Below are 22,155 nucleotides of genomic sequence, written 5' to 3'. Positions count from 1 at the left end.
ATCCTGATTTCATGAAGAAAACAGCTCAGACTGTAGATATCGTGGTGTTTGGTTTCGAAAGAATTTAGAAATTGTTCATAGAATCGTCGAAATTATTTGCTATGCTTACTTTATAAGAGAAAGATGCACGAAACCCGTCTGGTTCAATGAGCGGGCCGTGCCGCGAAAATACAATACGAGGTGAATAATGAATATCTTATTTTTTCTGACTCCCAAGAGCGAGGTTGCTCACATTTATGAAGATGATACGCTGCGTCAGGCACTGGACAAGATGGAAAAGTTCCGTTATTCCACCATTCCGCTGTTATCCAAAGACGGAAGATATGCCGGAACGATAACCGAAGGAGACATGCTTTGGGGAATCCGGAAAGAATATCAGATGAATTTCAAAGAAGCAGAGAATGCCCCGGTTGCGCCCATTGCACGGCGGGCGGATTATAAGCCGGTAACGGCAGAATCCAGGATGGAAGACATGATCGACTGCGCATTGAACCAGAATTTTGTTCCGGTGGTAGATGACAGGGGACTTTTCATTGGGATCATAACCAGAAAAGATATTATCAAATTCTGTTACGAAAAACTGAAAAAAGAACACGAAAAAGGAAACTAAACACGAAATGAAAAACGGCGAACTCCAGAGGTGAAAAAGACACCTCTGGAGTTTTTCTTCGTTCGTGTGCATTTTGTGGCTTTTGTGATTTTAACTGCAATTCTGCCCTGGAGTATTTCCGGCACTTGCAGACTTATCAAAAGCCGGGTTAAACGCATAAAAATTTTTGCTGTTCAGCTGATCCTGCACATGTCGCAGCGTCTCACCAAACCGCTGGAAATGCACGATTTCCCTTGCACGCAGATAGCGGATCGGATCGCACACTTCTGGATCTTTTACGACGCGAAGAATGTTATCATAGGTGCTGCGTGCCTTTTGTTCCGCAGCAAGATCTTCAAACAGATCTGTAATCGGATCTCCTTTGGATTGAAATTCACAGGAATTAAACGGAACACCACCTGCTGCCTGTGGCCAGATACCGGTTGTATGGTCAATATAATAAGGGCCAAAACCAGACTCTTCGATTTTCTGCGGTGTCAGATTCCGTGTAAGCTGATGAATAATTGCCGCTACGATTTCCAAATGGGCAAGCTCTTCCGTTCCGATATCTGTTAGAGAAGCTTTTGCTACATCATATGGCATCGCATATCTTTGGGAGAGGTAACGCATGGATGCACCCATTTCGCCATCTGGTCCACCGTATTGACTCATGATAAACTGTGCCATCTTCGGATTCGGCTGTGAAATTTTTACCGGATACTGCAGTCTCTTTTCATATCTCCACATCAGCGCATTCCTCCTTCCCATGGCCATGGTCCTTGGATCCAGTTCCAGGTATCTGCATCTGCATTCGCAATCAGAAGCGGACCATTTTCTTTTTCGTACACACGGATTGCCTGTTCGTTCATACGCCGTGCATTTTGAAAATACTGCATGGCCATAGGGCATTTTGGATGCGTATCCAGATATAAGGTGGCTTCATCCAGTGCGAAGCCAGTTTCATATACATTCTGCAAAAGCCGGTCATTACATGCACCCATTATCTGCACCTCCCCATCACAAACGGCAGGTCAAGCTCGGGGAAAATGGTCCCACGGGTAAGCCCCCGCTCTTTGTCGTACACCTGGTTCCAGCGCTGCATGGGTGTATACGCCATTGCGACCGGCATATTCCGTAGACACTCTCTTTCCGCATTCGGTGCTGTCACTTGTCTGCTTTCATTGCTCTGATTCAGCGGGCAGGAAGGTCTGTCGTTTCTTCTTGTTGTATAAAAACCAGAACCCGCATTCACATTTCCGGATGAAAGCGGTTGGTAAGGAATATCCGGCTGCATAGAACGCTGCATGGAACAAGGACTGGCATTCTCTGTATTGCCGGCAGGCGGCTGAAGCAAATGAGGTCTTTGCATACAGCCGCATCGGTTATTGGAATAATCCATGATGAAAATCCTTTCCAGAGTTTCTAGTATCATCTTATGTGCCACAGAAAAAAGCGGTGCATAAGAATCATGTCACGGTCGCTCCCAGAGGTTGTCACCCTTGTCTCCCTCTGCTCATAAGATATAGTACAAGCAAGAAAAAAAGGAGTTTTGATCATGTGTAACTGGAATGGATGCGGAAATAACCGTTGTGGTAACAACTGTGGTGGCTGGAACCGCTGTGGCTGCGGAGGCTGTGGGAACTGTGGTAACAACTGCGGCAGATGCAATAACGGTTGCGGTAATGGCTGCGGAAGATGCGGCAATGACTGGGGATGGAATGGATGGGGCGGCTGCGGAAGTAGTTACAATCATGGCTGCGGCTGGAATAACTGGGGATGGGGAAGCTCCTGCGGATGGAACCGAAATACCAGAGAAGCGTTCCAGGATGGATTCCGGGAAGGATATGAAGCCGGATTCCGTGATGGATTCCGGGAAGGACGGGATAATGACCACAGACCTGGAAGACCCGGGGAAGGAGGAGGGCCAGGAGGACGACCGGGTTTTCCGGGAGATGTAAATGATTCTGGCTGCGGATGCAGCTAAATCAATAAGCATACCGCAGATAATAATCTAACTAAAATCTAGTTGACAGATCCCACATCCCCAACTATACTAATATCACAAACAGAGATTCAGGTGTGTTACTGGTAAAGCAGGCATGAACCGAAGGGACATCAAAACGGTGTCCTTTCGATTCATGCCTTTTTGTTTTGCATCATTTCCTGTAAAACAGAGTGAAATCCGGGATTTTGGGGTATGCTTAAGATAATGCAGCTATATTTTTCTATAGTTTGTCGGCAGAAAATTCCCGAAAGAAACATCCATGTGCATCTGAATACTCGGAATAAAAAGGAGAAAGAACATGAAGGACAAGATTTTTGGAGTGCTCCAGAGGGTGGGGCGAAGCTTTATGCTTCCGATCGCGGTGCTTCCGGTCGCAGGTCTTTTGCTTGGAATCGGAAGTTCCTTTACGAACGAGACGACCATCGCAACCTATGGTCTGCAGGGAATTCTCGGAAATGGGACGATCCTGCATGCACTGCTTGTGATCATGAGCAAGGCTGGAAATGTGATTTTTGACAACCTGCCGATCATCTTCGCAGTGGGAGTTGCCATTGGTATGGCAAAGGCGGAAAAGGAAGTAGCCGCGTTATCGGCTATGATTTCCTTTTTCGTCATGCACGCGTCCATCAATGCGGTGCTTTCACTGTCAGGAAAGGTTCTGGCAGACGGTTCCATCGCACCGGACGTGTTAGATGGAACCATTGCAAATGTCTGCGGCATCCAGACATTGCAGATGGGTGTATTTGGCGGTATTATCGTGGGACTTGGTGTTGCGGCGCTTCATAACCGTTATTATAAAATACAGCTGCCAAGCGCATTATCGTTTTTTGGCGGATCCCGCTTTGTGCCGATCATTTCCACGGTTACTTATGTTGCAGTTGGCATTCTGATGTATTTTATCTGGCCGGCTGTCCAGAACGGCATCTTTGCGCTGGGCGGACTGGTTACTGGAACCGGATATTTCGGAACCCTGATTTTCGGCATCATTAAGCGTGCGCTCATTCCGTTTGGTCTGCATCATGTATTTTACATGCCATTCTGGCAAACGGCAGTGGGCGGTACCATGATGGTAGATGGAAACCTGATCCAGGGCGGTCAGAACATTTTCTTTGCACAGCTGGCATCCTCCAACGTGGCGCATTTCAGCGCAGATGCTACCCGGTATTTCTCCGGTGAGTTCATTTTTATGATCTTCGGACTTCCGGGAGCAGCACTTGCTATGTACCGCTGTGCAAAGCCGGAAAAGAAGAAAGCAGCAGGAGGTCTTCTGTTAAGTGCGGCACTTGCTTCGATGTTCACCGGTATTACAGAGCCGATTGAATTTTCTTTCCTGTTTGTAGCACCGATGTTGTTTGCAGTACAGGTGATCCTGGCGGGCAGTGCCTACATGATCGCACACATTTTGAATATTGCGGTGGGACTTACCTTCTCCGGAGGGCTTCTGGATCTGGTGATCTTTGGTGTGCTGCAGGGCAACGCAAAGACCAGCTGGCTGCGCATTATTCCGGCAGGAATCGTCTATTTCCTGCTGTATTACTTCATTTTCAGCTTCCTCATCAAGAAGTTTGATTTAAAGACCCCGGGCCGCGAGGACGATGACGAGGAAACAAAGCTTTATACGAAAGCAGATGTGAATGCCCGCAAGGCTGAGGCGAAAGAGGGAGAACGCCAGAGCCAGACAGCAGCAAACGACAACCGGAGTGCAGCTATTGCAAAGGGCATGGGCGGCAGAAAGAATATCACATCGGTGGACTGCTGTGCAACCAGACTGCGCTGCTCCATTGAGGATCCGTCTCTGGTAAATGAAAAGCTGCTTAAGAGCACCGGAGCGGTAGGCGTGATCGTAAAAGGTCAGGGAATTCAGATCATTTACGGACCGCAGGTTACCGTGATCAAATCGGAGCTGGAGTCTTATCTGGCAGAAGAACATGAGGAAGAGGCTGAGACGGCAACTGCAGGGTCTGGCGAAAATGAGCATGGGAAAGAAACGAAAACCGTATTTGCCGAGACAGGTAAGAATGGAGAAGATGCAGAACGCAAGACAGAAAAAAATATAGAGCCGGAAACCGAAAAATCTGCCGGAGAACAGACAAACCCGGGCCATGTTTTGTATTCTCCGTTTGAAGGCATCTTAAAGCCGATCACCGAAGCTCCGGATGAAGCATTTGCCAGCAAAGCCATGGGAGACGGCTATCTGGTCATGCCGGAGAATGGAACGGTTGTGGCACCGGAGGACGGTGAGGTGATGTTCGTGTTCCCAAGCAAGCATGCCATTGGCATGAAAGCGGCAGACGGAACAGAGTATCTGCTTCACATCGGTGTTGATACCGTAAAATTAAATGGGGAAGGCTTTCAAGTCTTCGTGAGCGATGGACAGAAAATCGCAAAGGGCGATAAGCTGATGGAATTTGACCCGGCATATATCCGGGAGCACGCTGTGAGCGATGCCTGCATTGTGATCTTTACCGGTCTGACAGAGGGACAGCGATTAACCTTAGAGGGAGAAAAACAGGTAAAACGGCTGGATCAGATTGGAGAAATTGTTTAATAAAATCTAGGGAGTATTTTTTGATAGAAAAGACAGAGGACGCGTTAAGGGCGCGTCCTTTGTGCTGCCTGAATATATCAAACAAATTGATGAAAAAGCTTTTGGCAATCTGAACTTATCGTGTATAATAACAGGATAGGCATCATAGGCAGAAGGTATTTCTATGTACGAGGAAATGGTGGGAAAGCGAGGAAGAAGCAATGACGATTGAAACCTTGCAATATGTTTATGCGGCTTACCGGTGCGGCTCTTATAAAGAGGCAAGTTATGAGATGTCAGTAACCTATTCCGTTGTAGCCAAACAGGTAGCAAGAGCGGAAGAAGAACTTGGAACCCGTATTTTTGAACGTGCAAGTAAATCAAAAGAAATGAAACTGACAAAAGCGGGACAAATCATCATAAAGGATATAGAAACGATTTTAGATTCGTACCGGCATATTCAGGGAAGCATCAGTGAACTTGATCGCACAGCCAGAAAAAAACTGACCATTTGTTATGGATATTATCTGGTCTGTGAAGAAGAATTGGAAATCATGCAGCATTTTATTAGCAGTTATCCCGATATTATCATGACACAGAAGCGGGGAAGAAGAGAAGAAAATAAGAAAAAGCTGGAACTTGGGACTGCAGATGGAATTTTTCAGGCCTATATCGGTGAGGATTATGAAACACAGCTGGAATATGAATTTCCCGACAGTGATTATGAAATCCAACCGGTGAGCAGTGGCAGTCACATGCATTTCTTTATGTCTGAAATGAATCCGCTTGCCAGAAAGACAACGCTGACCATAGAAGATAAAGAGGAAATCCTGGAACAGACTTTTTTATTGATGGACACATCGGAAGGTGGTGTCCGGAAGATACCGCCGTATCTGGCGCAGTATTTTGGAAAAGATGCGTTGCGCATGAAAATACGTTATATGGACAGCTCGAATCTGCCATTGGTGTCCGATTTGCTTACAAAGGGAAATTATGTTTTTCCAATGGCAAGAAGATATACCAAACCAATTGCCGGAATCAAAGCGGCTGCTTTGGTTGACTGGTGCACACAGGTACATCTTTTCTTTATATCCAGAAAGGGAGATGAACATGTGCCGCTTCAGAAATTTCGTAAAATGGTAATGTCATACAAGGATTAACATGTCATAATAGACATGAATATTGATACATATTTAACATAACAATCCGATTCTGACAGGAATATGTCGGAATCGGATTTGCATTTATCGAGAATTCACCTTAAGATAAAGTTAGAAAGTAAGAATAACGTGACAATTTTTAAACAAGGAGGACTCGATATGCAAAATGTTACAAAAACATTATTCTGTGATGTTGCTGTTGTTGGAGGCGGCGTAGGTGGATGCGCAGCGGCAATTGAATGCGCAAGAAAAGGGCTGCATACGATTTTGTTTGAAAAAGGTGTTACCCTTGGCGGTCTGGCAACCAATGGCTACGTTCCGCAGATTGCAGGAGGAATTGAAGGAATCTGTCTGGAGTTTACAGAGCGTCTTGATCAGATTGGTCAGTTGAGAAAGCGGGATCCATCGAAAGATTATTACCGGAATCCTTCTTTTGAACCGGAATACGGGAAAATTGTTCTGGAAGATATGCTGTTTGAAGCAGGAAGCCGTATTATTTATGATTCGACCTGTATTGGCGCAGAAGTAGAAGATGGCATCATCAAGGCCCTGAATTTCTTTACCAAAGGCGGACTGATGCAGGTAAAGGCAAAACTTTATATCGATGGTACGGGCGACGGTGATGTGGCGGCGCTGGCAGGAACTCCGTATGAAGTGGGCGGACAGGATTTCGCAGGCTTGAATATGTCAACAACGCAGGGTTCCCGTTGGGCAGGTGCGAATCTGATCAAGTATCAGCAGGCAGAGGATGCATGGAAGAAAGAGCAGAAAGAAAAAGGCGTAGAAAAACCACTTCCGCTGGTTTATGTTCTTGAAGAAGAAGCAATCAAACGTGGAGAAATGGCTCGTCACGTCTGCAACCGCGTATCCGGATTTTTCCGTGTTCTTTTACCGAATACCCCGGACGATAATGCAGAGTTTGTTACCTTCTCATTCCACAGCTATTACTGTCACAACACAGATGCAGAAGATTTAAGCCGTCAGATTCTGGAGCAGCATCAGTTGATGAAACAGTTCCATAAGTTCTTAAAGAACCATGTACCTGGTTTTGAAAATCTGCGCCTGATCGGTACCGGATCCCTTCCGGGTGTGCGTGACAGCCGCCGTATCTTTGGTGAGTACATGCTGAAAGCATCCGATGTAGCCTGCGGAGTAAAGTTTGCAGACGGTATTGCAAGATTCCCGGAAATGTTTGATACACATCATCCTACCAGTGGAGACTGGGTATTTATGCGTCATATCCATATTCCGACTCCGGCAGGAAGTGCTGTATGTGAAGACAAGCACGAAGGAATTGACTGTGATGCAAACATGCATCCGTTTGGCGTACCTTCTGGCATTCCGGCACGTTCAAATCCTCAGGACTGGTGCGAGATTCCTTACCGCTGCCTGCTTCCGGAAAACATCGATAATCTGTTGTGTGTAGGACGCTGCTGCTCCGCTGAGTTCCATGCAAACGGTGCAATGCGTATTATTGGACCGGCAATGGGAACTGGTCATGCAGCAGGACTGGCAGCAGAAATGGCAATCCGCGAAAAGATCCGCCCAAGAGATATTGATGGCTGTGAGATCCGGAAACGTCTGATCGACGAAGGAGTTGACCTTGACAAGCCATGTGACGGATACTGGCAGGAATTAAGAGAAATGGACTGCGACCTGGTAATCAATGGTGGGGACGCGATTACCTGTGTCCCGAAAAAGTAAACCATAGGGGGAAAAGGGGGGTTTTACATGGCTGAATCAGCAAAAGTGAATTCAACACCTGTTTCATACTATATTAAGCTTTTGGTATGCCTGATATTTATGTTCCTGTTCAATCGTATTGTTCCATCCTGGGGTGGAATCACACCAATCGGTCTTTCGGCAATCGGAATTTTTATTGGTCTGATCCTGATGATCGTATTTGATTTCGGCCTGATTCCATCTACCTGCCTGGCTATGTTTGCAATTGTCCACAGTGGTTTTATGACAGGTTCTGAATTGATTGGTTCTACGATTGGAAACAGTACCGTCGTACAGCTTTTCTTCATGTTTTCTGTCTGCAATTCCCTGATTCAGACAGGCGCGGGTGAATTTCTGGCAAAGTGGATGCTGAGTCGGAAAGCAATCCAGGGACGTCCGATGCTGTTCTTGTTTGTACTCATGGTTGTTGGATGGATGTGCGGACCATTTATGGGAACATCCGGACTGATCCTCTTATATACCATTATGGATTATGTCAATAAGACCCTGGGCTACGAGGAAGAAAGTGACTTTAATATGATGACCCGGATCGGTCTTCAGTCAGCCTGTATGATTGGTATGGCATTCCTGCCGTTTAAGGGCATTACCCTTGCAATTTTTACCTCCATTGCAGGTGCGCTGGAAGCAGCGGGGATCCAGACAAACTACGCATATTATATGCTTGGTTCCGGCATCATTGGTCTGCTGTACTGCATTGGATTTCTTCTTTGCATGAGACTGATCTTCCGTGTGGACGTAAGCCGTTTGCAGAATCTTGATATTACCAGGATGGAAGGAATGGAAAACCTCAAAATCACACGTCCGCAGATTTATTCCATTTTGTTCACAATCGCAGCTATTTTATATACTATTATTGGCCTGATCCTTCCGGCAGGAGCATTCAAGGATTACTTTAGTTCCATTGGTCTCTGGCTGTGGGCAGCTCTGATGCTTGGTCTTATGTCCCTGATCCGTTATCAGGGTCAGCCGGTGATTAATCCGGATAAACTGATGGCAAGAATTATGTGGGGCGTAGCACTTGCAACTGCAGCATTTACTGCAGTCGGCGGAATGCTCAGCAACAATGATCTTGGTGTAAAAGCCTGGATTGCACAGACACTCAGCCCGATTTTTGGCGGAATGTCTTTCCCGGTATTTATTCTGGTCGTTGTTGCAATTGCAACCATTGTTACGAACTTCTTCTCAAACATGGCAACCGGTCTGATCATTGGTTCTGCAGTAGCACCGTTCTGCGTAGAATATTGCAGCAGTCTTGGAATCAATGGAACCTTTATTTGCCTTGGACTGGTATCTGCATCGATGTTTGCGTTCCTCACGATGGCTGCAGCAGGTCCGGCACCGCTGTTGCTTAGCCAGGAGCCTTTTGTGAAGAAACCGGGTTACATTTGGACGCACGGAGGTCCAGCCCTGATCATGGGAATGATCATTATCTGGCTTGTTTCTACAGCAGGAGCATTTATTTTTTAAAAGGTGGTCGTAAATGGAACATAAAAAACCATTCATTTTATATGCGGAACAGGTTAGAAAACAGGATTTTCGCGATATACCCTGGCAAATCAATATGGATGGCACCGCGTCCGGAATGAACAGCTTTTACAGTGCACACTGGGTTGCACCAAAAGAGCCGGAAACGGAAGAACCCGGAAAACGCAAAGTAGGTCATCCACCGCATATGCATAAGGAAAATGAAATTATCATGCTGATTGGTGCGGATTATGAAAATCCGTATGATCTGGGAGGAACCGTGGAATTCTGTTTCGGAGAAAATATGGAGAAATATGTATTTGACTGCAGCTGCACCATTATGATTCCGGCAGAAACTCCACATGGTTTTTTCCATATGAAAGAAGTGCACCGACCGTTTCTGTTTGTGTCTGTACAGGAAGGAAGTCCGCGTACGGAAAAATTTCTATGGGAATATCTGAGCAAGGAGGAGATGGAATCCATAGAACATCCGGAAAAATGGATTGACCGTGGGTTTGAAGAAACTGAAAATTAAATAAAAGCATATATTAACAAAAAAACAGCATCAACAGGTTAGCGCTTGTTGATGCTGTTTTTTGAGGTGTTTCAGACGATGTATGCTTCTGATCGGTGTCAGTTTGGAATAAAAAAGCTTTTTGTAAATGGACATTGTCGTGTATAATGAAGGAAGAAATGCAATGTGGAGGTTAGGGGATGTATCGGATAATCAAGGTGTTAAACAACAACGGAATCCTGGTTCTGGATGATGCCACCGGGCAGGAACAGATTCTTCTTGGGAACGGAGTCGGATTTGGACACCGGATGGGGGAGCGGATGCAGACGCTTCCACAGGCAAAGCGTTATGAAATGGTAAATGAAAAGACGTCCGCACTGACACGGGTAAATGGCATTGATCCGGTTTACATTGAAGTAGCAGGAAAAATCATAGAACAGGCAGAAGAGAACATGGGAGTTTTGCAGCATGATATTCTGATCCCCATGGCGGATCATATCGCCATGGCAGCAGCGCGGGCGAAGGAACAAAAGGAAATTCCAAATCCATTTAAAGCGGATATCGCAGCATTATTTGAGGAAGAGTATGAGGCTGCGAAAAAAGGATGCGTAATCTTAAAAAAGATGACAGGAATCCAACTCGGAGAAGATGAGGCCGGTTACATCGCTTTGCATATCCATGCCGGGCTGGCACAGGAAAATGTAGCGGATTCGCTGGAAACAGCGCGTCTTGTCAATGCCTGTATGTCCATGATTGAGGAAAGCACCGGAAAGAAACTGCCTTACAGCTCGCTCGGTTACAACCGGCTGATGAGTCATGTTCGTTATATGCTGGCCCGTGCCCGCAAAGGCGAACGCACCGACTTAGATCTGGAATCCTATGCCAGGGAAAATTTCCCGAAAGAATACGAACTGGCAGAGCAGATCCTGCGAAAGTTGGAACAGGAATTAAAGCTGGAGTTTGCGCGGGAAGAGACGGGATTTCTGGCTATTCATATCCGTAGAGTGACAGGAGGGGAGACGGTATAATATTTCGATAAGAAATGAAAAGATGATTGCCACTCTGCGCAGCAATCATCTTTTTGTAAAGTATGAAATTATTTTGCATAAATTAAGTAATTATACTTCATCTTAGGGTATAAAAAATCGGGGCAACAGGATTTGAACCTGCGACCTCTCGGCCCCCAGCCGAGCGCGCTACCAAGCTACGCCATACCCCGATTGAACCTTAATAGTATATCAGAAAATCGGAAGTTTGAAAAGAGATTTGTATGAAATTTTATAAATTTTCAGATTCGTTTATAGGAAATTCTTTCCTCTGGACTTTACAGTCCCCCCGTACTTTGCTATCATGGATACTAGGATTACGGGTGGCTTCTCAAATAAAGGAGCTGCGATCATAGAAAGAAAACGGAGAATTGCTATGAAGGGAATTGTCAGCTTTGACATGGACATGACGCTTTTGAACCATGCAGATTATAAAATTCCGGACAGTGCCATTAAGGCGCTGGACCGGCTGCATGAACACTACTATATTGTCATTGCCACCGGCCGCGACATGGATGCCAAGTTCAGCGAAGGACTTGCCGATCAGGTGAAGCCAGATGCCATTATTCATTTAAATGGCAACAAGATTACCGTTGGCAGCAAACTGATCTACGAGCACTGTATGAAACGGGAACTGGTGGAAGAATTGCTGCATTTTGCAGAGAATAAAGATTATGCCATCGGTATGACGGTGGGAGATACCGATTATTTTATCAATCCATGGTGTGTGACACGTCACGATATGGTGCGGTGGCAGATGTCAGACCGGAAGTTCCGCGACCCGTGGAAGCTTCTGGATATGCCGGTGCGGACGCTTGCCTATATTGGGCGTGAACCAGGCGCAAAAGAGGTGGAGGAGGCATTTCCAATGCTTAAGCTGCCTATGTTTTCGAGCCGTGAGGGAGCAGATATCATCGAGAAGGACGCGTCCAAGGCAGAAGGACTGAAGCGTCTGTGTAAAGTGTGGGATATACCGCTTGAACATACTATCGCATTTGGCGATAGTATGAATGATTATGAAATTGTGACGACTGCCGGAACCGGTGTAGCCATGGGCAATGCCCATCCGCAGTTGAAAGCGGCAGCTGATTACGTCACAGATGATATTGCAGAAGACGGAGTCTATAAAGCATGTGAGGCACTGCATCTTTTTGGAGAATGAGACCGTGGTGAGTTATTCACTTTTTGCGGCTTAAAAAACAAATATTCCATGATATACAATCTAACGATACAGGTGAAAGGAATTTTAAATTATGGCATCTTATTACGATCTGGTGATTATCGGGGCAGGTCCGGGCGGCTATACCGCAGCGATCAAAGGAGCTTCCTTTGGTATGAAAGTAGCGGTAGTCGATGAGGACAAGTTGGGCGGTGTCTGCATCAACCGCGGCTGTATTCCGACGAAGGCACTTTTACATGCATCCAATATTTTTTCCATGATGCAGCATGGAGATGAGTTTGGAGTATCAACAGATTTTATCTCCTTTGATTTTGCAAAAATGCAGGATTACAAAAAGCGTTCCGTGCGTCGTTACCGGGACGAGATCCAGAAATTATTTGATAAAAATGATATTACCTTTATCAAAGGGAAGGCGACCATCCGCCGCGAAAAGACAATTGAAGTGGTGGGAGAAAACGGAAAAGAATATCTTCGGGCGAAAAACATCATCATTGCCACCGGTGCAAAGCCGGTGATGCCGAAAATTCCGGGAATCGACCTTCCCGGCGTCATCAACAGCGACCGTCTGCTGGCTGTGCCGACCTGGAATTACGACCGGATTGTGATCATGGGAGGCGGTGTCATTGGCGTAGAGTTTGCTACGATATTCCAGGCACTCTGCTCCAAAGTAACCATCGTAGAGAAAGGACCGCACCTGTTAGGACCGATGGACGAGGAGGTTTCTGAGGCATTAAAAGAACAGCTGACCGATAAGGGCATTACGGTATATTGCAATGCCATGGTGGAGGAAATCCGAAAGGAAGACAGTCTGGTATGTATGGTGCGTGATCTTGAGACCAACGAGACCATTCAGATCAAGACCAATCAGGTCGTGGTGGCTGTAGGAAGAACCCCGTATACGGAAGGACTTCTCGGTGAGGATATGACTCTGCAGATGGAGAAAGGACGACCTGTCGTAGACGCAGATTTCCAGACAAGTGAAGCTAGCATTTATGCCATTGGCGATGTCTCCGCGAAAACCCAGCTGGCGCATGTCGCCATGGCGCAGGCAACGTATGTAATTGAAAATCTGGCCGGAAAACCGCATACCATACGCCTGGAGGCCGTGCCGAACGGTATGTTTGTTTCGCTTCCGATTGTGCCAAGCTGTATTTACACGGAGCCGGAAATTGCAACCGTGGGAATCACGGAAGCGAAGGCCGGAGAACTTGGCATGAAAGTGCGCTGCGGTGTTTATGACATGGGAGAAAATGGAAAATCCATCATTGCGCGGGAAGAACACGGTTTTATCCGCCTGATCTTTGAGGCGTATTCGAATACGATCGTAGGTGCACAGATGATGTGTCCGCGCGCTACAGACATGATCGGAGAGATGGCAACTGCCATTGCCAATGGACTCACAGCCGAACAGCTTTCTCTGGCAATGCGTGCGCATCCGACCTACAGTGAGGGCATTGCGGCTGCCATTGAAGATGCCATGCGCCAGAATTAAAAAATGATAATTACGGAATCAGCGGCGGCAGATTGTCAGAAACATCTGAAGAAAGACAAGGCTGTTATAGGCGGCAACGTGATTCCAACAGTATAAAAAGAAGAAAAAGAGGATACTATCATGAACGAGATTACAAACAGAATTGAGCGTCTCCGCAGCCGGATGGAGACTTACCACATGGATGCCTACCTGGTACCGACGGCAGATTTTCACGAATCCGAATATGTGGGTCCGCATTTCACGTGCAGAAAATATATCACTGGTTTTACCGGTTCTGCCGGTGTGGCACTGATCACGAAAGACTGGGCCGGTCTCTGGACAGATGGCCGTTATTTTGTCCAGGCAGCAGGCGAGTTAAAAGACAGCGGTGTGGAACTGATGAAGATGGGGCAGCCAGGAGTGCCGACTATGGAACAGTACCTGGAAGAGCATATGCCGGAACAGGGTGTGCTGGGCTTTGATGGACGTGTCATCAACAGCAAGACCGGAGAGAACTTAAAAGAGCGTCTTTCTCTTAAGCAGGCAGTGATCTGCCCGGACCATGACCTGATCGGAGAAATCTGGGAAGATCGTCCGGAACTTTCTGCGAAGCCAGTCTGGATTCTGGACGAAACATATGCAGGACAGTCTGCTTCCGAGAAAATTGCAAACGTAAGGGCAGCGATGGAGAAGGCTTATGCGGATGTGCATATCCTTACAACACTGGATGACATTGTCTGGATGTTAAATATCCGCGGAAATGACATCCCGTATAACCCGGTTGTACTTTCTTATCTGATGGTGACAAAAGAGCAGCTGTTCTTCTATGTAAATCCGCAGGTGCTTTCTGACGAGGTACAAGATTATCTGAACACCCTGGATGTTACCGTGCGCCCATACAATGACATTTATGCAGATGTGAAAGAATTAAAAGGTCATCGCATTTTGTTAGAGAAGAGCCGCGTTAACTATGCAATTTATGAGAGCGTACAGGGGCAGAACCAGATTGTGGACCAGATGAATCCGACCGTATATGCGAAATCACAGAAAAACGCGACCGAGATTGAGAATATGAAAAAAGCCCACATCACGGACGGTGTGGTTATGACCAAATACATTTACTGGTTAAAGAAGAATATCGGAAAGATTCCAATGGACGAGTGCAGTGTGGCGGCTTACCTGGATCAGCTGCGTCTGGAACATGGTGCACTGGAACCGAGCTTCCCGACCATTTCTGCTTACGGTGAAAATGCGGCATTGTGCCATTATCATGCAGTGCCTGGACACGCTGCAAGTCTGCAGGCGCGGGGACTGTATCTGGTGGATTCCGGCGGACAGTATTATGAGGGCAGTACGGACATTACCCGTACCATCGCGCTGGGACCAGTGACCGAGAAAGAAAAGGAACATTACACGCTGGTGCTGATGAGTATGCTGCGCCTGGGCCATGTGAAATTCATGCAGGGCTGCAGCGGGCTGAGCCTGGACTATGTGGCAAGAGAACCACTTTGGAGACGCGGACTGGATTTCAATCACGGAACCGGTCATGGGGTAGGCTATTTGCTGAACGTGCATGAACGGCCGATCGGCATCCGCTACCGCGTAGTTCCGGAACGTCAGGACAGTGCCCCGTTCATGCCTGGTATGGTATGTTCTGATGAGCCGGGCCTTTACATCGAAGGAAGCCACGGAATCCGCACCGAGAACCTGGTATACTGTAAGAAGGATGAAAAGACCGAGTATGGTCAGTTCTTAAGCTTTGAATACCTGACTTATGTACCGATCGACTTAGAGCCGGTGGATGTTTCCCTGATGGAAGAACAGGATGTGGCATGGCTGAATGAGTATCATGCGCAGGTATATAAAAAGATCGCGCCGTACTTAACGGAAGAAGAAACGGCCTGGTTAAAAGAAGTAACCAGACCGCTGAAAAAGTAAAAATCAATGAAAGGGTTCCATGGCAGGGCTGCCGGTCTGGCAGCCGCTGTGGGACCGTGGATACTCACCATGAAATCAGATCAATCCTCCCAGGGAAGATGAACGACGGTGTACTCATGATGGACGGCAGGGAGAAATTTCTCCAAAATGTCTTTTGTGTAAAGCTTTAAGCTCGAAGTATTGATGCATGGATGGCATCCGATAAAGGTGTGGTGATCGATCACATCCTGGTCAATGAGGAGGCGCACCCGGTTATCATGGTCATTCATGAGACCAAGCACACTAACGGAGCCCGGTGTAATATCCAGAAACTGTTCCATGAAATCCGGTGTCGCAAAGGAAAGGCGGGCACTTCCAATCTGTTTGGAAAGCTTTGCTGTCTTAAACTTCTTGTGCCCCGGCATCATGAGCAGATAAAACTGGGTCTTCTGGGCATTGCACAGGAACAGATTTTTGCAGATCTCGATATCCAGCCGGACATCCACGTCATGGCAGGTATCGATCGTGGCGGTGGCATCGTGGTCAAGACGCCAATAAGGAATCTGGAGTTCATCCAGAAGGTTATAAGTGCGGATCTCCTTTTCCAGCCGTCCAGAACAGTTTTCCGGGCGCCCGGTGTAGAGAACCGGATCGATATAGAAAGAATCCTCGCCGGTGCAAGCTGCACCGGCTTGTGTGTTGTTATCAGCTGTGTGATCCATGGGGTATCCTCCTGAAAGTATGTTGTAATGTAGGTAATGATTCATGTTTTTGGCGGGTCTCAAGGTTCAAAATCCTTTTGACTCTGGTATCATTATATAAAAATTGATGAAAAAGGCAAGGATTTGAATAGTATGAAACAGGATAGAAATATAAAAAAAGAAACAGGAAAGAAAAAGTCAGCTGCCAGAAAGCAGAGCTGGAGTCTGGATGAGAAATTTGAGGAGTGGGTAGGAGAGAAACCGGTGAGAGGCGCTGGGGAGAAGAAAGGCGAGAAGATAGGGAAAAATTTCGAAAAGAAAGGTTTCAGGAATTTTTCTGAGGGCCTTCATCGGGAAGATGACCGGAATCAGAATGGAAAAACCGATGTAAAAAAAGGAGCAAAGCTTGGAAAAAGAGGAACGCAGGAATCTGCACAGGAGTTCGGCCGCGAAAATGATAGAAAATCTGAGCGCAAATTTGTTCAGAAAAACACTGGGAAATTTGTTGGAAAGAACGATAAAAATTTTGGAATAGGTACAGATTCGAAGCAGAAATCAGGAGCTTTTCAGAAAAACGCAAAAGCACAGGCACAGACACCGGAAGAACAGAAGCGGGCGGCAGAAAAGACGCAGCAGGCAAAGAAAAAGGGGCTTTGTCCGGTTGCTCATCGCTGCGGCGGCTGTCAGTATCTGGACATGCCTTACAAAGAGCAGCTCCAGATGAAACAGAGCCAGATGCAGAAGCTTCTCGGAAATTATTGTAAAGTACACGGCATCAAAGGCATGGATGATCCATTCCATTACCGCAACAAAGTCCATGCAGTATTTGGTTACCGCAAGGGAGAAGCCATTTCCGGTGTCTACGAAGAGAAAACACACAACATCGTGCCGGTAGAGACCTGCATGATCGAAGACAAGAAAGCAGACGAGATCATTGGTACGATCCGCGGCATGCTGAAATCCTTCAAGATTCACACATACGACGAAGACACCGGTTATGGCCTGCTGCGCCATGTGCTGATTCGCCGCGGCTTTACCAGCGGTCAGATCATGGTTGTTCTGGTTACCGCATCCCCGGTATTCCCGTCCAAGAATAACTTTGTCAAAGCCCTGCGCCAGAAACACCCGGAGATCACCACCATTGTCCAGAACATCAACAACCGCGGCACCAGCATGGTACTGGGAGACAAAGAACACGTACTGTACGGGAAAGGATTTATTGAAGACGAGCTGTGCGGCTGCAAATTCCGCATCTCCCCGAAATCCTTCTATCAGGTAAACCCGGTGCAGACCGAGTATCTGTACGGCAAAGCCATTGAACTGGCTGATTTGACCGGAAACGAGCGCGTGCTGGATGCTTACTGCGGAATCGGAACCATCGGAATCATCGCTGCATCCAAAGCAAAAGAAGTCATCGGTGTCGAGTTAAATGCCGATGCTGTGCGCGATGCCATCCAGAACGCAAAATGCAACGATGTCAAGAACATCCGTTTCTTCCGCAACGACGCAACCGAATTCATGATGCAGATGGCCGCATCCGGCGATAGCGTGGATGTCGTCCTGATGGACCCGCCAAGAGCTGGAAGCACAGAGGCATTCATTAAGGCAGTGGCAGCAGTGAAAGCAAAGACCGTGATCTATGTGTCCTGCGGACCGGATACTCTGGCGAGAGATTTGAGCGTGTTTAAGAAGATGGGATATCGGGCTGAAGGCGCGTGGCCGGTGGATATGTTTCCGGCGACCGGGCACTGTGAAGTTGTGGTGAAATTGTGTTCGAATAGAATGGAGTAAATAACGAATATGGAGAATAAGATCAACTTGACAAAGACAAACATATGTTCTAATATAATGATGAAAGATGTAGATGAAAAGTTAAAAAATAGTGAAAGTTTTATTTATAGCAAAACGCGTTATAAGTATTCAGAAAAATCGGGGTGGTTAGAATGAGAAGCAGGCTTTTGGAGTATTACAAACAAATTTCAGGAAAAATCGATAGCTTTAAATTATATGATCTTATTCGAGAAGATTATGATGAAAAAATACTTTTTCTAGATTCAAGTCAAAAGTTATTTTGCGTACGATTGATAAAAAAAGGGAAAATTAAAGAAATGAAATTATCGTTTAATGAATTGGAAAAACTTATGAGTTCAAAGTGTAAGTATCAAATGATTTTTATAGATTCGAAAGAACAGAAAAATCTTATTTGTAGTCTTATAAACAAGGTCTCAAAAATTAAAGGAGTGTGTTCGCCGTTTATTGAGCGAGACGATGGTATTATATATTTTCCTCAATTAAGATACGCAGATGTAGGATTGCTAAAGTATTTATGCGAACAAAGAAAAATAGAAAAGTATAAATTATTTTTAGCAAGCGGACTTTAGGGAGGTCAATATGTTTAATGTTATATCTATGTTTTCAGGCGCTGGTGGACTCGATATGGGGTTTCATAATAAAGGCTTTAGAATTTTATGGGCAAATGATTTTAATCAAGATGCATGTAATACGTATGACAAATGGGCGAACTACAATGAATTGGGCGAAAGAAAGCCGGAAGAAGAGTGTACAAAAATTGAATGTGGAGATATATCAAAAATAGATTTTTCTAAAATTGCATATGGAAAAGATATAGATGTTGTTTTAGGCGGATTTCCTTGTCAGGGATTTTCTTTAGCGGGACCAAGGCAAATTGACGATTCTCGAAATGTCTTGTATAGACATTTTGTTGAAATGGTACGAATAAAAAATCCAAAAGTTTTTATTGCTGAAAACGTAATTGGAATAAAATCATTGGGGGACGGAGCTGTTTTTGAAAAGATTATAGATGATTTTTCAGAATTAGGATATACTATGTCGGCTCCAACTGTAAATGCAAGCAATTATGGCGTGCCTCAAGATAGAATGAGGGTTATATTTATTGGAATTAGAAATGATATCTGCAAAGGCGGGGCATATATTTTTCCTGCTGGTAATCCAAAGGTAACAACATTAAAAGAGGCATTATCTATCTTACCGCCGGTTGATATGAAAGATGTTTGTCAAGCACCTTTTTCTTCACGTTTTATGTCAAGAAATAGAAAAAGAGAATATAATGATGTTTCTTTTACAATTCCAGCGATGGCAAAACAAGTTGCATTAAGCCCAGACTCTGGAGGAATGGTTCATGTTGGAGTAGATAAATTTGAATTTGTTGGCGTAAATAGACGACTTAGTTATAAAGAAGCGGCTGCAATTCAAACATTTCCTATGAATATGGAGTTTTGTGGTGATTTGGAAAGCAAGTATAAACAGATTGGAAATGCAGTTCCAGTAAAGCTAGCGGAGGTTATAGCCGGTGAAGTATACAAAATTTTGACAACAAAAGATTTGACCCCATTTTTAAATTTTGAAAGCCCAAAAGATGAAATTAAAGCGGATAGAAGGATAACCAGAAAAGATATAAATGGAAAAGCATTTGAGTATTCTTCATTAATAGCTATTTATAATGAATTGAGCAACTCTGGATGGAAATCTGAGCAATTAGAAATATTGGAGGATAAAAATTATAAAAATATAGAACAAGCGTATCAAGTTGTAGAAAACAACGAGGGTGCTTTTGAAGAAGATGACGATGAGAAAAACGTATGGGATTTTGAACAGAAAAAGAACTCATATGATATAGCAGCTAAAGTTGCTGCTACATATCTAAAAATGAAAGAGCCAATCATCAAATTGCCAGAAGGACTTTACGCCGTATTGTCTGCTATGCCAGATAATGCAGGGGTAAAAGGAGATGTTCGTGATATATGCTTTACGGTATATACTGATAAAACCAAAAAGAGTGTAGTTCGAGAATTGGGAATAAGTTGTAAAAATAATCATGAGGCAGTCAAACATCCGAGAATTACAGAAAATCCTGATTTTGCGAAAGAATGGACAAACGGCAAGTTTACATGTAGTAATGAATTTATGAACAAAATGGCGGAAGTTCAAAAAATTATTGAAAATTATCAGGCGAAATATAAGACATGGTCTGAAATAACACAAAAAATGGATACGGTTTATTATCCTATCGTAGAAGCTTTTGTGAAAGAAATACGAAGATTGGGTATGATAACAGACGAAATGGATGATAATCAACGAAAATCAGCAAGCGAGTTTTCAAAATTATTTTTCGAATATATGTTTGGAAATCATGATTTTTATAAATTTATAAAAGATGACAAAGCTAAGGCTACAATAGTCTATCCATATAATATGCATGGATCACTTATGAAACCATATGGTGGATTAAAGAATGAACAAGCAGTTTCTTGTGTTACGATGCCGGAAGAAATTGTCGAAGTAAGAATTAAACCGAGAAGTAAAACAACTTTAGAGGTTTATTTTGATCAATGGATTATTTCTATGCGATTACACAATGCAGATTCAAGTATTCGTAAAACAGCTTTAAAATTTGATGTTCAAATAAAAGCACAACCCAAAAAAGTAATGAATTCCGTTCTTTCTTGGGAAATGATGTAAAATATGTTACTGGCTATAATTGAGCAAATATGGAATTATAAGAACGTTTACAGTTTACATGACCATATTTCAGGTAATGGAAGATGAATTTTTCAAGTTTATAGAAATTTTTTATTTGCAAATTAGGTGAATCTGACGGATGTAGTAAATATATATGGCAGATTGTCTGATTAAGAGAAATTGAGATAAGATCGAAGAATAGCACCTATGAGATATTACTATGAAAGTTGACATGAAATTTAAATTCTGCAGACCTAGAGTTGGAACGGAAATAATATAATAAAGAAGATAAAATTTCCAATTTGATGTTATATGTATGGTTTTAAAGCTAAAAGAATTGAAAGATGACATGACTTGCAACAATATGAGATAATTGTAGTCTGGAGATTACTCTTTGCTACCATATTGAAATTAGAAGGTCAATGTAAAGAAGATGAGTTTGAGTACAGCACAAATAAACGAAATAATCTCATTGCTTCATGCTATTGCAGATAGTTCAATGGCAAACATAATAGCAGTTATAGCTACAATAGTTTCGACATTTGCTTTATTAAGTAGTATATATTTTAATCATACAAATAATGTTCAATATTTAAATAGTCTAAGCCCTTTATTATCGTGTGAATTGAGCGAAAATGCAGGTCTTTTGTATTTAAAAATCTCAAATACTGGTCGGTCAAAAGCTGAAAAAATAAAGCTTTCCTTGGAGAGAATAAGTAACAATGGCGAAAAAAATGAATTTATTACGGATAATATTTTTAAAGAAGAATTAGAATTATATCCTGAGGAAAGAATCATGGGACAAATTGCCATTTCTGGGGAAATTTAATGATGAAAGTTGCACCGATTATACAAATAGGATTGAGTTATCGAGAGGGAAGTACACGGAAAATAGTGAAGTATGATAGAAAAGTGTGCTTCACGAAGAATATCGAGAAAAATGAAGATATTTCGAAAAAATAGGTGATATTTCGCGAAAGTTGAATGAAATTTCATACTCAAATAATCGTATGGCAAATTATTTCGAAGGAAGATATTTTTTTAAATTTGATGAGATGAATGTTTTTTCTCGTAGTAGTTTGTATAAGGATATGAAGGACGCTTTTCATGATGTTGAACATTATGAAAGTGGAGAAGGAAGAGATGAAAATGGAAATTTGAAGAGATAATTGTGTTGGTTAATCTAAGGTTAGCCTTTTCCAACGTGCTAAAAAATTTGTTATTTTAAAGGCGAGTGGTTTGGTCTCATACAAAATACTTTTCCTTGATAAAAATGAAGGGGCGTGTGAAAAAATGAGAAATCATTTTTCACACGCTCTTTTAAACTAAAAAATCATA

The 22,155-nt window shown here is 44.1% G+C and carries 20 protein-coding genes and 1 tRNA gene; 16 read left to right on the top strand and 5 right to left on the bottom strand.

Annotated features, from left to right (window positions below):
* Positions 1–187: 187 nt before the first annotated feature.
* Positions 188–610, top strand: a complete 423-nt coding sequence (locus DXB18_RS08430; RefSeq protein WP_118707205.1) for a CBS domain-containing protein — start codon at positions 188–190, stop codon at positions 608–610.
* Between the two features lie 90 nt (positions 611–700).
* Here DXB18_RS08430 and DXB18_RS08425 read toward each other — a convergent pair whose 3' ends face one another.
* From DXB18_RS08425 to DXB18_RS08415, 3 genes are read right to left on the bottom strand one after another with little or no spacing between them, the layout of a single operon-like run.
* Positions 701–1,336, bottom strand: a complete 636-nt coding sequence (locus DXB18_RS08425; protein WP_118707203.1) for a manganese catalase family protein — start codon at positions 1,334–1,336, stop codon at positions 701–703.
* Positions 1,336–1,590 (bottom strand): spore coat protein CotJB, encoded by a 255-nt coding sequence (locus tag DXB18_RS08420; RefSeq protein ID WP_118707201.1) that lies wholly within the window; start codon positions 1,588–1,590, stop codon positions 1,336–1,338. The genes DXB18_RS08425 and DXB18_RS08420 overlap by 1 nt, the downstream gene beginning before the upstream one ends.
* Positions 1,590–2,021, bottom strand: a complete 432-nt coding sequence (locus DXB18_RS08415) for a spore coat associated protein CotJA (protein ID WP_243103296.1) — start codon at positions 2,019–2,021, stop codon at positions 1,590–1,592. Before DXB18_RS08415 ends, DXB18_RS08420 begins: the two co-directional genes overlap by 1 nt.
* A 136-nt stretch (positions 2,022–2,157) precedes the next feature.
* Here DXB18_RS08415 and DXB18_RS16165 point away from each other — a divergent pair, with 136 nt between their 5' ends.
* From DXB18_RS16165 to DXB18_RS08380, 7 genes are all read left to right on the top strand, one after another.
* Positions 2,158–2,547, top strand: a complete 390-nt coding sequence (locus DXB18_RS16165; protein WP_182430519.1) for a hypothetical protein — start codon at positions 2,158–2,160, stop codon at positions 2,545–2,547.
* A gap of 345 nt (positions 2,548–2,892) precedes the next feature.
* Positions 2,893–5,142 (top strand): PTS transporter subunit IIABC, encoded by a 2,250-nt coding sequence (locus DXB18_RS08405; RefSeq protein ID WP_118707199.1) that lies wholly within the window; start codon positions 2,893–2,895, stop codon positions 5,140–5,142.
* A 200-nt stretch (positions 5,143–5,342) separates the two neighbouring features.
* On the top strand, positions 5,343–6,281 hold the full coding sequence (locus DXB18_RS08400; protein ID WP_118707197.1) for a LysR family transcriptional regulator: 939 nt from the start codon (positions 5,343–5,345) through the stop codon (positions 6,279–6,281).
* Between the two features lie 159 nt (positions 6,282–6,440).
* A complete protein-coding gene (locus tag DXB18_RS08395; RefSeq protein WP_182430518.1) occupies positions 6,441–7,985 on the top strand; it encodes an FAD-dependent oxidoreductase in 1,545 nt (514 codons plus the stop codon).
* 27 nt (positions 7,986–8,012) lie between these two features.
* A complete protein-coding gene (locus tag DXB18_RS08390) occupies positions 8,013–9,491 on the top strand; it encodes an SLC13 family permease (protein ID WP_118707193.1) in 1,479 nt (492 codons plus the stop codon).
* 13 nt (positions 9,492–9,504) lie between these two features.
* Positions 9,505–10,023 (top strand): hypothetical protein, encoded by a 519-nt coding sequence (locus tag DXB18_RS08385; RefSeq protein WP_118707192.1) that lies wholly within the window; start codon positions 9,505–9,507, stop codon positions 10,021–10,023.
* A gap of 179 nt (positions 10,024–10,202) precedes the next feature.
* Positions 10,203–11,030 (top strand): PRD domain-containing protein, encoded by an 828-nt coding sequence (locus DXB18_RS08380; protein ID WP_118707190.1) that lies wholly within the window; start codon positions 10,203–10,205, stop codon positions 11,028–11,030.
* Positions 11,031–11,147: 117 nt separating this feature from the next.
* On the opposite strand, the gene DXB18_RS08375 is transcribed toward DXB18_RS08380, so the two are convergent.
* Positions 11,148–11,221 (bottom strand) — tRNA-Pro (locus tag DXB18_RS08375).
* A 131-nt stretch (positions 11,222–11,352) separates the two neighbouring features.
* On the opposite strand from DXB18_RS08375, the gene DXB18_RS08370 reads away from it, so the two are divergent.
* The 3 genes from DXB18_RS08370 (at position 11,353) to DXB18_RS08360 (ending at position 15,637) form a co-directional block, all read left to right on the top strand.
* On the top strand, positions 11,353–12,210 hold the full coding sequence (locus DXB18_RS08370) for a Cof-type HAD-IIB family hydrolase (protein WP_347560871.1): 858 nt from the start codon (positions 11,353–11,355) through the stop codon (positions 12,208–12,210).
* A gap of 91 nt (positions 12,211–12,301) precedes the next feature.
* Complete coding sequence (gene lpdA, locus DXB18_RS08365; protein WP_118707186.1) at positions 12,302–13,720, top strand: dihydrolipoyl dehydrogenase; 1,419 nt, start codon at positions 12,302–12,304, stop codon at positions 13,718–13,720.
* A 120-nt stretch (positions 13,721–13,840) separates the two neighbouring features.
* On the top strand, positions 13,841–15,637 hold the full coding sequence (locus tag DXB18_RS08360; protein ID WP_118707184.1) for an aminopeptidase P family N-terminal domain-containing protein: 1,797 nt from the start codon (positions 13,841–13,843) through the stop codon (positions 15,635–15,637).
* 80 nt (positions 15,638–15,717) lie between these two features.
* On the opposite strand, the gene DXB18_RS08355 is transcribed toward DXB18_RS08360, so the two are convergent.
* On the bottom strand, positions 15,718–16,338 hold the full coding sequence (locus tag DXB18_RS08355; RefSeq protein WP_118707182.1) for a prolyl-tRNA synthetase associated domain-containing protein: 621 nt from the start codon (positions 16,336–16,338) through the stop codon (positions 15,718–15,720).
* A 132-nt stretch (positions 16,339–16,470) separates the two neighbouring features.
* Here DXB18_RS08355 and rlmD point away from each other — a divergent pair, with 132 nt between their 5' ends.
* The 5 genes from rlmD (at position 16,471) to DXB18_RS16340 (ending at position 21,986) form a co-directional block, all read left to right on the top strand.
* Positions 16,471–18,108 (top strand): 23S rRNA (uracil(1939)-C(5))-methyltransferase RlmD, encoded by a 1,638-nt coding sequence (gene rlmD, locus DXB18_RS08350; protein ID WP_118707180.1) that lies wholly within the window; start codon positions 16,471–16,473, stop codon positions 18,106–18,108.
* A 152-nt stretch (positions 18,109–18,260) separates the two neighbouring features.
* The gene (locus tag DXB18_RS08345; RefSeq protein WP_118707178.1) at positions 18,261–18,698 is read left to right on the top strand and encodes a hypothetical protein; all 438 of its coding nucleotides are present in this window, start codon (positions 18,261–18,263) and stop codon (positions 18,696–18,698) included.
* Positions 18,699–18,708: 10 nt separating this feature from the next.
* A complete protein-coding gene (locus tag DXB18_RS08340) occupies positions 18,709–20,817 on the top strand; it encodes a HaeIII family restriction endonuclease (RefSeq protein WP_118707176.1) in 2,109 nt (702 codons plus the stop codon).
* A gap of 439 nt (positions 20,818–21,256) precedes the next feature.
* A complete protein-coding gene (locus tag DXB18_RS08335; RefSeq protein ID WP_147355231.1) occupies positions 21,257–21,646 on the top strand; it encodes a hypothetical protein in 390 nt (129 codons plus the stop codon).
* 181 nt (positions 21,647–21,827) lie between these two features.
* Positions 21,828–21,986 carry a hypothetical protein gene (locus DXB18_RS16340; protein WP_207665776.1) on the top strand — a complete coding sequence of 53 codons (159 nt, stop codon included), beginning with the start codon at positions 21,828–21,830 and terminating at the stop codon, positions 21,984–21,986.
* Positions 21,987–22,155: the final 169 nt, after the last annotated feature.

The organism is Clostridium sp. OM02-18AC (assembly GCF_003481825.1).
Taxonomy (GTDB): domain Bacteria; phylum Bacillota; class Clostridia; order Lachnospirales; family Lachnospiraceae; genus Brotaphodocola.
The sequence above is the reverse complement of the archived record's forward strand: the minus strand, read 5'-3'. Positions and strand labels throughout refer to the sequence as shown.